The sequence below is a fragment of the Nostoc sp. genome, assembly GCF_036917395.1.
Taxonomy (GTDB): domain Bacteria; phylum Cyanobacteriota; class Cyanobacteriia; order Cyanobacteriales; family Nostocaceae; genus Nostoc.
In genome coordinates this window covers 98,048-111,060 of record NZ_JBALDI010000079.1, presented here as the reverse complement: position 1 = coordinate 111,060, position 13,013 = coordinate 98,048, and the positions used below count along the sequence as shown (strand labels likewise).

Below are 13,013 nucleotides of genomic sequence, written 5' to 3'. Positions count from 1 at the left end.
CCAGTCAGAGACTGGGAACGAGACAACGAATAACTCGCTGTTTTACCTAGATTCTGTTATCCTTACCTTCATTATTAAAATTTGGCAGCAACGGTAATTTCTCCTCAGTTTCTCCTAGATAGGTTAGCAGAAAGCGGGCAATTCTCTCAGATGCGCCAGGCGGGCCAAATCGCTCAGGGCCATTTTCTTTGCACTTAGCGAGATAGTCTGAATCTTGTAAAGTCTCAACTACTCGTTGAGCCGCTTGCTTGAGAATCTCAGGGGTTGCTGGCTTAGTGCCGATAGTTTGGGCAGAAATGCCCAACAGCCGTGTTTGCGCCTCGGCAAATTGATAGGTAAATTGAGGACCCTCTCCGGGAATTTGGATAATAGGTTTGCCGATCGCTACAGCTTGCTCCACTGCCAACCCTGCCATACCAATGACGAGAGTAGAGTAACATAGGATGTCACTGAAGGCATCTGAATAACATCTCACTTCCACAATCGGTGATTCGTCAGGAGAATTTTCTGGAGGAGAATAAGTGAGTATACCTTGATTCAGCTGCCAACCTTGACTTTTGGCAATGTCGTCTAGTTGCTGCATCAAATCCGGTATCAAGGCTGCACGAAACTGAAATCCTGACTCAGGCATCACCTTGGCGATTTCTACCACTAGTTGCAACTGCAAACAAAAATTTCGCGCGGCTTCAGGCATCCGTGACCCTGGTAGGAGAGCGATCGCTCTCTCGTCCGGTTTCAGGTGCAAGTCTTTGCCAGTAGGGACGAGCCAATCTAAAGCCGGAATGCCAGCAACCTGAGCTTTAGTTAAACCTTGCCGTTGGAGGTCATAAGCCGTATAGGAATCTTTGGTGAAAACTGTTAGACATTTGGAAGAATTAAGATCATGCCACAGAATCGGATTGAGTCGTAACCGCCCTTCGTAGAGGGCAGAAAGACAAGAGATAAAGGAGACGAAGGGGCGCTTTGTTAAGTAAGCAAATGTCTGAGAGACAAAATCCCCAGTAGCCATAATCAAATCGCAATTGGGAGCATAGTGCAACACCGCTTGTAATTGTCCCCACGTTAACCCAATCAATCCCGATTGAAAATCTTTGAGCAAATAGAGGCGCTTCATGTAAAAGAATCCCCCAGAGGGCATCTTTTGCGTCGGGCCAATAATGGGAATGTTCAAGTTGCGGTAAGCTTTCCCTTCCCCGACAATCGGCATTGCTGCCATATCAAGAGAAGGACATAATTGGCACAGGGTTTGAATAACATGAGAGGTATGGTTGTCCTCTCCGTGGCCGTTACTGATAAATAAGATTCGCTTAGAAGGCATCTTGGTATTTGGATAGCAAAAGGGAAAAAACAGCGAATTTTATCTTATTTTATGGCTCTGGTAGCATTATTGATGCGTGTACCTTGGGCTGATTGTCGGCAAGTTGGGAATGATTAGCGATTGCTCCCATCGTTTGGAGATCAACGAGGATCAAAGACTCGTTAATGAGTATTAAAGGTGGATCAACGAGGATTAAAGACTCGTTCACGAGTATCAAAGGTGGATCAACGAGGATTAAAGACTCGTTCACGAGTATCAAAGGTGGATCAACGAGGATCAAAGACTCGTTCACGAGTATTAAAGGTGGATCAACGAGGATCAAAGACTCGTTCACGAGTATTAAAGGTGGATGAACGAGGATCAAAGACTTGTTAATGAGTATTAAAGGTGGATCAACGAGGATTAAAGACTTGTTCACGAGTATCAAAGGTGGATCAACGAGGATTAAAGGTGGATGAACAAATCTTAAAGGTGGATAAATTTAGTTATATTCAGCCTAAAGGTGGAAGATATTGCCCTAAAATTTATGCTGAGTATGACCCGCAAAATCTTAGATTAACTTTAAACCGCGTTCACCTTGAAAACTGTAGTTCTTTCCGTATGAACAGAGAAAACCCTCATCCCCCAGCCCCTTCTCCCAATATTGCCAGAAGGGGAGCCACAAATAAGTCCCTCTCCCAAGTAGGGAGAGGGATTTAGGGTGAGGGCAAAAACTACAGTTCTCAACGTAGATGAGGTTTAAATCTATTTAACTTTTTAAAATCCCAAACGCAAAAAGTCCCAAAACCAGTTGGCTAGTGACAAGCTGCTACACCGACAAGTTAGTAAAAAAGCAAATTAGTCTCTGGTAGCCAGGAAAGAAGAGGGAATGGTGCTTCAGTTGGCTGATGGCACTATCCAGGCTGGCAGTGCAACTTGCGATCGCATTCTGGGACTGACCGCAGAACAGCTTGTGGGGCAAAATTTGCTTGATCCCAGGTAGCATTTTATTTATGAAGATGGCTCTCCTTTCGGAGGTGAAACTTACTCTGCGATCGTTACCCAGAATACAGGTAAACCTTGCTTGAATGTGGTCTGTGGCTTTTATCAGCCAAATGGTGAGCAAAGAGGGGCTATTGTTACTCTTCACAACTTTTGTTCCAAGCTGGAGGAACTACTCCCGACGCGATCGTGACAACTTTTTCGGAATCTATTGGCGCAGCTTAAGGAAAACTGTAGCTGTGCTGAAGATACTCAACAAGTTGATGCAGATGAATTTCAGGCACTATGGGATACTCTACATTTATCACTTAATTGAGCAGCGAAATTCTAATGTTAATTACGAAATTGCTCAAGGTTGGGGCTACAAGACCAGTATAAATCCAGGCAATGGCAAAGGAGTTATAGTTATGAGCAAAATTGATGCAGATTAGACATCTTCCGAAAATCCTAGTTTATCTGTGAGTTTATTTTCATAAAATTGTCTTTTGCAAAAAAATGATTCCTAGCTAAAAATCTTGGCGCAATCATGCTCGAAAATTTTGATTGCGATCGCTAATTTCCGGTCTAGCATTTGAAAATTTCCCATCAGGGACAACTATCTAAAGAGTGAAAGTTTTTCCTCGGAATCCAGCCCTTAGTTAGTTGTATAATTTTCATCAAAGATGTAACAATACAGCTTATTGCCAAAACACATTTTATTTCTTTAATCTTGCTAAAGATCATGATAGATTGGGCTTGACGGCATTAACCCTCCTGGGCAATCATAAAGAGACGGCTATTATAAGCCAATTTTCCTAGTGCTTGACAACGATTTTATCAGTTATAAAATCGACTACTTGCACTCATTCTCTTGATTGTTGCAACATACCATATTACCACAATATGCCTGTTTATCCTTATTAGTGTTACATGCGGTTCTTTAAAAATCAAATAGGAATCCTATACTATGTGTGGTGAACATTTGGATAAATTTGATCAGATGTCAGAGCAGCTACTTATAATGCCCAACATTTAAATTTTCCAGAGTTAACGGTTGTATTTGTGGTTTCCATATCGAGGCAAACCAAACAATCATCTCGATATTTGTATTCACTTAACCTTGTATCCAGTATTTTCCAATAGTCAATCCAAGAATTTGAAAAGAGGATATTTCCATGTCTAGTTTGTTTCGTTGGTCATCAGCAAGGGTTGCTTTACTAGTTCTAGGAATGACATCTGCTATAATAGCTCCCATCCTAATTTCTACCCCAGCTTCATCTCAAAATACTGTTCCATCTACGACACCATCACCTGACACACCATCGCTCGATACACCATCGCCTGCAACACCATCACCTGACACAACATCACCTGACACACCATCGCCTGCGACACCATCGCTTACAACACCATCACCTACTTCAACAGTTAACTTGTCTGATGTTTCCTCAGATTATTGGGCGCGTCCCTTCATTCAAGCCCTAGCTGACAATAACGTGATTGCTGGCTTTCCTGATGGCACCTTTAGGCCAAATCAAGCTGTGACTCGTGCTGAATTTGCCGCTTTAATTCAAAAAGCTTTCGGTAACCAAAACCGAGTTCGGCAATTAAGCGCAGGTGGATTTAGTGATGTTCCTGCTAACTATTGGGCGGCTTCTGCAATTCAGAGCGCCTATGAAACTGGATTTTTGGCAGGTTATCCTGGGAATGTGTTTAGACCAAATCAAGAAATTCCTAGAGTGCAGGGGATCGTTGCCTTAGCGAGTGGTTTAGGTTTAACTCCTAGCAGCACTGGAACAAGTAGTGACCTCAGCACCTATTACAATGACGCCTCAAGTATCCCGAACTACGCTGTAAATAGTGTGACAGCAGCAACACAATCTAGTATTGTTGTTAATTATCCAGATGTAAAACAACTCAATCCGCAACAGTCCCTGACTCGTGCAGAAGCTGCGGCACTCTTATATCAAGCTTTGGCTAAACAGGGAAGGGTGCAACCCATTGCTAGTAATCTTCCAGCTACTCAGTATATTGTTGGTGGAACTCAAAGAGGTACCGATATTGTTTCTCTTGCTGCATCTAGTAGTTCTTTGACAACTCTGACTTCTTTATTAAAGACAGCTGGTTTAACTGATATTCTTCAACAGCCAGGCCCTTATACAGTCTTCGCTCCTACTGATGAAGCATTTGCGGCTTTACCTGCTGCTACCTTACAACAGTTACAGCAACCAGAAAACAGAGAAGCATTGATTAAGATTTTGAGATATCATGTACTTCCTGGTGCAGTAACTGCTAGTCAATTCTCGCCTGGGGAACTGGCAACCGATGAAGGAAGACCTGTAAATATTAAAATTGATCGCGCTAACAATCAAGTCGAGGTGAATAATGCCAGAGTTATCCAGGCGGACGTGAAAGCTAGCAATGGTGTTATCCATGCAGTCAACCAAGTCCTGATCCCGCCGGATGTTAACATTAGTAAGTTAAATCAGCCACCAACAGGAAGCACAAATGGGACACCTACGGTAGGTAGAGCTACTCGTGGTGGCAGAAGCTACATCGGGGTTGGTGGTAACATTGGTTTGAGCGGCGACGATACAGCTCTGAGCGATACTAACTTTACAGTAATCAGCAAATTTGGTCTGACAAACTTTCTATCAGTGCGACCATCGGTGATATTTGGGGACGATACAGTATTTCTGGTTCCCGTAACTTTGGATTTTTCTCCGCGCAGAGCAGGTTCGGTGGGTGAAAGAACCTTTGCTATATCTCCTTACATAGGTGCTGGCATAGCAATTGAAGCTAACGCTGATACTGATATTGGATTACTGTTAACTGGTGGTCTAGATATTCCTCTCGGTTCTAAACTTACACTAACAGGTGGTGTAAATGCTGCTTTTCTGGATGACACTGATGTCGGACTACAATTAGGAGTTGGCTATAACTTCTAAGTAAATAATAGTATGCATTTCCCATGCATAGGTCGTTTCAGGCTTTTATTAATCATTCTTTGATAGTAAAGAGATCCGCATCGGGGCACAACATTGCTGATAGATGTCAACTTAAGGCAAAAGCCTCTTACCTCTGTGTTCTCTGCGTCTGGAGTGGTTAGATAAATTACTTTTAAACCACAGAGGCACAGAGGAGGGCAGTTGCGTGGGCGGGTTTCCCGACTTGAGCAAACTGCCCGTAGCGCAGAGAGAAAAAACGAGATTTTTCGAGTCACCTTGAAAGGGCTAGTCCTACCAAAAAGGAAATGCACCTGATTGCGGTTCTACCGCGAATAAGGAAGGCGGAACCTCCCAGTAGACATTAAGAGCCTGAGACTGGGAACAGATTTTACTATGCAAAACTGTCCCTCTGCGAGTCGCAGAGGTGCAGACTTGAATTAAAGTTCAAGTCAGGCAGAGGTTCATCAAACTCATGTTGTATTAAGGTCGTTTGATTGCTAAAGTAAGTCCATCAGCGATGGGGACAAGGGAGAGGGTAACCCGTTCATCATGATGTAACTTTTCGTTAAGCACCCGGATAGCTTGGGTTCTTTCATCTTGATTTTGCTCCTGAGCAACTTGTCCTGACCATAAAACATTATCAATAGCAATCAATCCACCTGGACGCACCAATTGCAGCGATCGCTCATAATATCCATCATAATTTTCTTTATCAGCATCAATAAAGGCAAAATCAAATGTCTCGGCTTGCCCAGATGCCAACAATGCATCTAAAGTTTCCAAAGCTGGTGCCAATCGCAAATCGATTTTATCAGCAACTCCGGCTTCTTGCCAATATCGGCGGGCGATCGCAGTAAATTCTTCACTCACATCAGCAGCGATAATCTTGCCATCTTCAGGAAGGGCTAAGGCAACTGAGAGTGAGCTATAACCTGTAAATACACCAACTTCCAGGGTTTTCTTCGCTCCAATAAGCTGTACCAGTAGTCTCATAAACTGCCCTTGTTCTGGTGAAATCTGCATTCCACTTCGGGGATGGCTGGCGGTTTCTTGGCGTAACTTCAAAAGAATCTCCGGTTCCCGCAGCGAAACGGATAAAAGGTAATTATAGAGTTGGTTATCAAGACCAATAGACTGTTTAGGCATGGGAGATCAGAGAATTGAAATAATCTACAGTTATACTATCGCCTAAGAGTGGTTTTTCAGGAATCCCTAATGAGATTAATCTCTGTCGTCTTCGTCTAGGTCTATTTACACGTTGAATCAAGAGTTGGATTGGATGCATGATGCACTTTTATACTTGCCAAAAAGTATTGGGACAATGATCAAATGGTTATGCAGTTCATGAAGGTTATTTATGAACAATTAGGAAATTTAAAAACCTGCCAAAATGGCAACCATATTCTAATTAGCCAAGTTAAATTGTATAAAGATAAACGACTTCAAGGGTTTTATTATCAGGGACTACCACGTAAAAATTACTTTTGTAAAACACTATTTACTAAATGATTTACAAAAATAAAAAACTATTTTTACCAATTATTTGCAGAGGATTTCTCAGTAGATAAATATCAATAATCAGGTTTGACATTTGCTGCAACAGGAATATTAAATATGTATGGGCGTTGTTGTTGAAGTACGCATTAGCCCCCAAATAACGGGCAACGTCTATATATATTCCTGTCACTTCAGCGGCAAATGGCAGAGTGGGAGTTTGAAAGCTGACTGATATGCTTCCTCCCACTCTTCTTTTTATTTAGCGTAGGCATAGCCCGCACTTCGACCCAACTCTTGGAGAGGCTGCGCCCTAAGCGTAGTTATGCCGTAGGCTTTACGGCAAAGCTTAGGGCAACGCAAGCTCAGTGACTGCTGCTGGCATCGCTCTCAAATATGCCAATCAAAAAAACAACCATCAACTCAATTAAACCGCATCCACCTTGAAAACTGTAGTTCTTTCCGTATGAAAAGAAAAAACCCTCATCTCCCAGCCCCTTCTCCCAATATTGCCAGAAGCGGAGGCGGAAAAAAGTCCCTCACCCTAAATCCCTCTCCCAGTAGGGTGAGGGATTTAGGGTGAGGGCAAAAACTACGGTTCTCAACATAGATGAGGTTTAGAACATAAATTCTTTTTATAAATCACTATCCCGTAAAAACTCAAGAATCGCTGCATTCAACACCTCAAAAGCACCAGTTGAGGCATCATGACAGCAGTCAGACAAAATTTGTAATTTGGAATTGGGAATATGCTGATGCAATTTTTCACCATGACTAGCAGGAAACCAACTATCTTGATCACCCCACAAAACTAGTGTAGGACACTTAATTGAACTCAGATTATTTTGAATTTGGGTAAGCATATTGGGCTTATTTGCTTGCCAATTCTCAATTTCTCGCGCTGCTATTTGTAACTCTTCAGCAACTTTCGCAACCGTACCTGGCAGTTCAATAAACGGGTAAGTTATCCAATAGACATCTTCCTGTGTCAAAATTGATGGATCGAATAATACCCCACGTCTTTCTATTGCCATAATTTCTCTAAATAGAGGTGCAAACAAATATGCCAGCCGTAAGGAGTCAATTGTTTGCATTATTTCTAGGGGCATTAGGGCAAGTAACCACATAGCCCAATGGGGTAGATGTTCGGTAAAAATAGGTACGTTTACTACTACAAGCTGCGCGATTAACTGCGGATGTTCTTGAGCAAGAGCAAGGGCAACTAATCCCCCCAGAGATTCAGCTACAATCACTGCGGGTTCATCACATAATGCCTGAATAATTCTTTTAAACTCAATAAGTTGATGACTGTTGTGTTCTCTACGAGACAATGGTTTTTCGGAAAAACCAAAATTTTTGGCATCAAAACAGATTACCCGAAAATATTTCGATAATGGTGTTATACTGTGCCGCCAATTATAGCTCCAACTACCCATGCCATGTAATAAAATTAGCGGTTTCCCTTTACCTTTTTCGCCATAAGCAATTTGTACAGGATACCCTTTAGCATCAGTAATAACTAGACTTTGCTGCCCTTCAGGAAAAGTAGCTTGCCACCAATCTTTCATTCCTTTATCAATAAATAATTTAACCGCCAGTAAAGGCGCTCCACAATATTCTAATTAGTATTACTGGTAATGCCACTAAAACAATGGAGATTAGCAACAATCCAGCCAAAACGGCAAAGATAAACCACCTGTCTGCACTCTTTTGCTGGCTAGGAAACTTTAAGTACTCTTCCAATAGCTTGATATTATGAGTGTTAGCTCTCCAGGCAAAATCAAAAAAGTCTCCCAAAACTGGGACAGCACCTACCAAGCCATCAATGATCACATTCAAAACCATTTTGCCTAAAGTGGCTCTAGATACACCCAGCCGCGCTGCTTCTAGGATGATGTAACTAGAAAACATGACTCCCAAAAAATCACCACCAATAGGTATAAGTCCTAAAATTGGATCTAGACCAAAACCAATCTGTGTACCAGGAATGGTAATAACATTATCCAGCAGCCGACTTAACTGACGCAGGCGCTTCAAGGTGGGTGCTTTGGTATCAGGTTCAATCATCGAAAACCGAGGAGGAGAATCAGGCATAAAGGCGATCGCTAGCTTTGGATTGAATCGTTAGATATTCTACTTCCCTAATGAGCTTTAGCAAAAGTTTCATCAGGGATTTATAGCTATATCTACTATTTTTCGGGGGATTCTGACTGTGCTTTTGGGCGCATATCTTCGCCGACAGTCACGTTCAACTGCTCGCCGATTAATAGAACAGCAGCACTCATCGACAGCCAGAGCATTAAAACTATCACAGCCCCGACTGCACCATAGACTTTATTATAATTCCCAAAATTTGCCACATAAAGCCGAAATAGGGCAGACAAAATTGCCCAAAAAACAGCTGCTAAAATTGCTCCAGGCATCATTGGCGTGCCTGAGTTCCACTGGCTTGGGCCATAGCGATAGAGAAAGCTAAAGGCGACAGCAACAATACTTAAAGCTAAAGGCCAGCGTAACAGCTGCCAAAGATGCAACAAGAAGATCAAAGAACCATTTCCGCGCACTACCATTGCCAATAGCCAATCGCTGGTAAACACTAACAAAGAAGCCAATACTAAAAGCAACATAGTACCGACTGTTAATCCCAGAGAGATGAGCTTGGCTTTCCAAAAGGGGCGTATCTTTTCTGGAGGAATTTGATGGATTTGGTCGAGGGCTGTCATCACGGTACTTACCGCCCCAGAAGCTGTCCAAATTGCTAATACAAAGCTCAGAGAAAACAAACCGCTGTTTTTGGAGTCGGTAATTTCTGTGGTGGCAAAATCACGAATCAGATCCAGTGCTTGTTCAGGTAGAATTTGACTGAGTTGATTCGCCAGTTTGTTAAAGGTGGCTTGCAAAGATTCTGCCAATAAGCCAATGGCTGTGATCAGAGCCAGAATTGCTGGAAATAGCGATAGCATGGCATTGAAGGCGATTTCTGAAGCCAGTCCCAAAAGTCGTCTTTCGGTTGTCCTGGCAAAAGTTTTTTTGAGCGTGTGCAAATTGAGGTGGCGAAAGAAGCGGAAAAAACGAGGCTTTGGCATGATTTAGAGTTAAAACTAGTTGGGTTTATTAGCGATCGCATTTATCTTTTTACCGCAAGAATACCAAGTGGGGAGCAGAGGAGAGTTCCTGACTAATGACTAATGACCATTGACTAATGACTAATAACTAATAACTATTTATTTATGAATCAAGATTTAACACAAGAGTGGTTGACAGAAATCCAGGTACTCAAAGAGCAGATGGCGGGACTTCAACACGAGCGCGATGCTGCTTGGGAAAGTGCCCAAAAATGGCGTCAGCTTTACAACACAGAAGCAGAACAACGCCGCACAGATGCCCAACTGTCCCAACAGGCGATCGCATCCCTGAAGGCAGACCTGTATAAACTTCAGGGTATTGAGGTCGAGACAATGGCTGTTGAGACACCAGTAACAGCGATCCAACAAGAAATAGAACAATTAAAATCTGTGGAGGACTTACAAGCTAAACTCATCGCTGTGATCAAAGAACGCTCACGCCTTTTGCAAGCTTTAAAAACTGAGCAGGATAACCACGCCCAAACCCGCAATAGCCTAACTACTGCCTTGGGTGATGCTATTGATAGCTTGACACGGGAACGAGCCGGAGGAGAAAAAGAAAGTCAAAATAATTCGTAATTATTTGGTCATTTTTCCAGACAGGCATCAGAGCTTTCCAAGACGAATGCAAGAATTTTGAATTGTTAACTCTATCTATCCGTTTGTAGTATATTCCCTGACCCTATCCTTGTCTCGGCTGAATGCCAGATGCAATTAATGTCTCTACCGATTTGCTATCCAGAGGTTTAGAGAAAAAATATCCTTGTGCGTACTTGCATTTCATGGCTTTAAGTTGTGCCAGTTGCTCCACCGTTTCTACGCCCTCTGCGATGACATCTATATTTAGATTGTGTGCTAGGGTGATGATCGCTTGAACAATCTCCAAGTTTTCTCCATTAGCACCAATTTTGATAATAAAGGAACGATCAATCTTTAAGGCATTGCTTGGAAAGCGGTGCAGGTAACTCAAAGATGAATAGCCGATGCCAAAATCATCTAAGTGTAATTGGATATTCATCTGTTGCAGTTGCAAGAGCATAAAAGTTGCTGATTGAATATTTTCCATAAGTACGCTTTCAGTAATCTCCAGCTTTAAATTGCTGGCTTCCAGACCAGTTTCTTGCATAATTTGGTTAATTTGATCAATCAACTCGGGTTGTGAAAACTGTTTAGTGGAAAGATTTACACTGATTGTCAAGGGTGGGTCAGTAGGAAATTGTACCTGCCAAGCACGCATCTGACGACAAGCCTCGCGGAGTACCCAATAACCAATAGGGATAATCAACCCAGTTTCTTCTGCCAGTGGAATAAACTTGTCTGGAGGAACTAATCCGTGTTGCGGGTGCTGCCAGCGAACGAGAGCCTCGAAGCCAATAATCTTGTCAGTTTCTAACAAAACAATTGGTTGGTAGTGAATCTGAAACTCCTGGCGTTCAACTGCCCGTCGTAGATCCATCTCTAACTCTAATAGCTTCGTAACTTGGGTATACATGGTTGAGTCGAATATCTCATGGCGCGCCTTACCCAATGCCTTAGCGCGATACATTGCAATATCAGCATCGCGCAGGAGTTCCTCTGGTCGGTTGTAATTACCCTTGTTCAGGGCGATGCCAATGCTGACGGTAGTAAATACCTCGTACCCGCTAAGTTTGAACACAGATGTCAGAGCTTCGTGTATCCGCTCCACTACGCCTGTTACGTCATTGATGTTGTTGAAATCATCAAGCAAAATTGTAAACTCATCTCCCCCTAGACGGGCAACTGTGTCTCCAGAGCGCAAGCAATTCTCCAATCTGCGAGCAAGTGCAGTTAGTAGTTGATCACCAATCATATGACCGAGACTGTCGTTGACAACTTTGAAGCGATCGAGGTCTAGAAAGAGAACAGCGAATGTATAGTTTGCACGTCGTTTTGTCAGCATGAGCGCACGTTCTAGCCGTTCCATAAATAAGGCGCGGTTTGGTAGCCCAGTTAGGACATCGTGAAAGGCATCATGAATTAATTGCGCCTCCGCAAGTTTTAGAGCAGTAATGTTGCGAGCGATACTCAAGACAAAATATACTGAACCATCGCTAGCTAATTCAGGGACAAGACGGGTATGGTAATGTCTTGTTTGCTGGGCGATCGCTAAACTACATTCAAACTCCATCTCTTGCTTAGTTTGGAAAACTTGCTGGAGCTTATGATCGCATATCCGACAAAATTCTTCCGGCAGATTTAACTCTGCGTTTGTTTTGCCGATAAATGTTTCGGCTGATATTCTTGTAACCTTTTCAATAGCTGGATTAACGTAAACATAGCGCAATTGAGTGTTAAATCTGGAAATAATATCAGATGCATTTTCAACTAATGCTTTGAATTCTTGCTGGCGACGCGCTAGTGCCTCCAATATATGCTTCCGCTCAGTGATATCCTGAAAGACTAAAACTGCACCAGTGATGTTACCATTGTCATCTTTGATCGGTGCAATGCTATCGTCAATTGGTATTTCTGCACCGTTTCTGGCAATAAGTATCGTCTGTTCTGGTAGACCTATAGTAACGCCCGACTGAAGGACTTGCGTTATCGGACTTTCAATTATTGTACGAGTTTTTTCATGAGTAATATTGAATATTTCTGTTGCTTTTTTACCAAACGCATCTGAATAATTCCAACCCGTCAATACCTCCGCAATAGGATTCATAAAAGTTATAGATCCAGATGCGTCACTAGTAATCACAGCATCTCCAATACTTTTAAGTACAGTAGTCAGCCATTGTTCATTCTGTTTTAATTTTTTTTCCGTCCGATGTTTGGAAAGGGTAATTTCAATAGTGAACTTTAATTCTTTTTCTTTGAAAGGCTTAATAATATAGCCAAACGGCTCTGTTACCTTTGCTCGATCTAATGTTGATTCATCTGCATTAGCAGTAAGATATATGACTGGAACATTAAAAATATTATGAATTATCTGAGCGGCCTCCACACCATCCATGTTTCCTTTGAGGTGAATATCCATTAAAACCAAATCTAGAGAATTATCTGCTGCCTTCTTAATTGCTTCTTCTCCAGAATCGGCAAGCCCTAAAACAGTGTATCCAAATTTTCGTAGCCGATTTTGTATATCCATTGCCACGATGATTTCATCTTCAACAACTAATATATTTGCTGGTTTCATGATTTTGTTTA

General features: G+C 42.3%; 10 protein-coding genes. 3 read left to right on the top strand and 7 right to left on the bottom strand.

Features of this window, described 5'->3' with window-relative positions; all coding sequences use genetic code 11:
* Nucleotides 1-46 precede the first annotated feature (46 nt).
* Entirely contained in the window at nt 47-1,318 is a 1,272-nt protein-coding gene (locus V7K46_RS27825) for a lipid-A-disaccharide synthase-related protein (protein ID WP_335118997.1), read from the bottom strand.
* 49 nt (nt 1,319-1,367) lie between these two features.
* Nucleotides 1,368-1,736: a hypothetical protein gene (locus V7K46_RS27820; RefSeq protein WP_335118995.1), complete on the bottom strand. Its 369-nt coding sequence runs from the start codon at nt 1,734-1,736 to the stop codon at nt 1,368-1,370.
* 658 nt (nt 1,737-2,394) lie between these two features.
* Between V7K46_RS27820 and V7K46_RS27815 the strand changes: the two genes are divergently transcribed.
* Both V7K46_RS27815 and V7K46_RS27810 read left to right on the top strand, forming a co-directional pair.
* Nucleotides 2,395-2,730, top strand: a complete 336-nt coding sequence (locus tag V7K46_RS27815) for a hypothetical protein (RefSeq protein ID WP_335118993.1) — start codon at nt 2,395-2,397, stop codon at nt 2,728-2,730.
* 723 nt (nt 2,731-3,453) lie between these two features.
* Nucleotides 3,454-5,226: a fasciclin domain-containing protein gene (locus tag V7K46_RS27810; protein WP_335118991.1), complete on the top strand. Its 1,773-nt coding sequence runs from the start codon at nt 3,454-3,456 to the stop codon at nt 5,224-5,226.
* 480 nt (nt 5,227-5,706) lie between these two features.
* On the opposite strand, the gene V7K46_RS27805 is transcribed toward V7K46_RS27810, so the two are convergent.
* The 4 genes from V7K46_RS27805 to V7K46_RS27790 all read right to left on the bottom strand — a co-directional run bounded on the left by V7K46_RS27805 (nt 5,707) and on the right by V7K46_RS27790 (nt 9,806).
* Entirely contained in the window at nt 5,707-6,372 is a 666-nt protein-coding gene (locus tag V7K46_RS27805; protein ID WP_335118988.1) for a class I SAM-dependent methyltransferase, read from the bottom strand.
* 983 nt (nt 6,373-7,355) lie between these two features.
* Complete coding sequence (locus tag V7K46_RS27800; RefSeq protein WP_335118986.1) at nt 7,356-8,288, bottom strand: alpha/beta fold hydrolase; 933 nt, start codon at nt 8,286-8,288, stop codon at nt 7,356-7,358.
* Nucleotides 8,289-8,307: 19 nt separating this feature from the next.
* Nucleotides 8,308-8,814 (bottom strand): DUF4112 domain-containing protein, encoded by a 507-nt coding sequence (locus V7K46_RS27795; protein ID WP_335118984.1) that lies wholly within the window; start codon nt 8,812-8,814, stop codon nt 8,308-8,310.
* Nucleotides 8,815-8,909: 95 nt separating this feature from the next.
* Nucleotides 8,910-9,806, bottom strand: a complete 897-nt coding sequence (locus V7K46_RS27790) for a YihY/virulence factor BrkB family protein (RefSeq protein WP_335118981.1) — start codon at nt 9,804-9,806, stop codon at nt 8,910-8,912.
* A 144-nt stretch (nt 9,807-9,950) separates the two neighbouring features.
* Here V7K46_RS27790 and V7K46_RS27785 point away from each other — a divergent pair, with 144 nt between their 5' ends.
* Nucleotides 9,951-10,424 (top strand): hypothetical protein, encoded by a 474-nt coding sequence (locus tag V7K46_RS27785; protein ID WP_335118979.1) that lies wholly within the window; start codon nt 9,951-9,953, stop codon nt 10,422-10,424.
* A 103-nt stretch (nt 10,425-10,527) separates the two neighbouring features.
* On the opposite strand, the gene V7K46_RS27780 is transcribed toward V7K46_RS27785, so the two are convergent.
* A complete protein-coding gene (locus tag V7K46_RS27780; RefSeq protein ID WP_335118977.1) occupies nt 10,528-13,002 on the bottom strand; it encodes a GGDEF domain-containing response regulator in 2,475 nt (824 codons plus the stop codon).
* Nucleotides 13,003-13,013 lie beyond the last annotated feature (11 nt).

What these genes read in the sequence shown, in the direction of transcription:
- V7K46_RS27780 (WP_335118977.1), bottom strand. Translation starts at nt 13,002, where the DNA reads ATGAAACCAGCAAATATATTAGTTGTTGAAGATGAAATCATCGTGGCA.
- V7K46_RS27825 (WP_335118997.1), bottom strand. Translation starts at nt 1,318, where the DNA reads ATGCCTTCTAAGCGAATCTTATTTATCAGTAACGGCCACGGAGAGGAC.
- V7K46_RS27785 (WP_335118979.1), top strand. Translation starts at nt 9,951, where the DNA reads ATGAATCAAGATTTAACACAAGAGTGGTTGACAGAAATCCAGGTACTC.
- V7K46_RS27790 (WP_335118981.1), bottom strand. Translation starts at nt 9,806, where the DNA reads ATGCCAAAGCCTCGTTTTTTCCGCTTCTTTCGCCACCTCAATTTGCAC.
- V7K46_RS27805 (WP_335118988.1), bottom strand. Translation starts at nt 6,372, where the DNA reads ATGCCTAAACAGTCTATTGGTCTTGATAACCAACTCTATAATTACCTT.
- V7K46_RS27800 (WP_335118986.1), bottom strand. Translation starts at nt 8,288, where the DNA reads ATGAAAGATTGGTGGCAAGCTACTTTTCCTGAAGGGCAGCAAAGTCTA.
- V7K46_RS27810 (WP_335118991.1), top strand. Translation starts at nt 3,454, where the DNA reads ATGTCTAGTTTGTTTCGTTGGTCATCAGCAAGGGTTGCTTTACTAGTT.
- V7K46_RS27795 (WP_335118984.1), bottom strand. Translation starts at nt 8,814, where the DNA reads ATGCCTGATTCTCCTCCTCGGTTTTCGATGATTGAACCTGATACCAAA.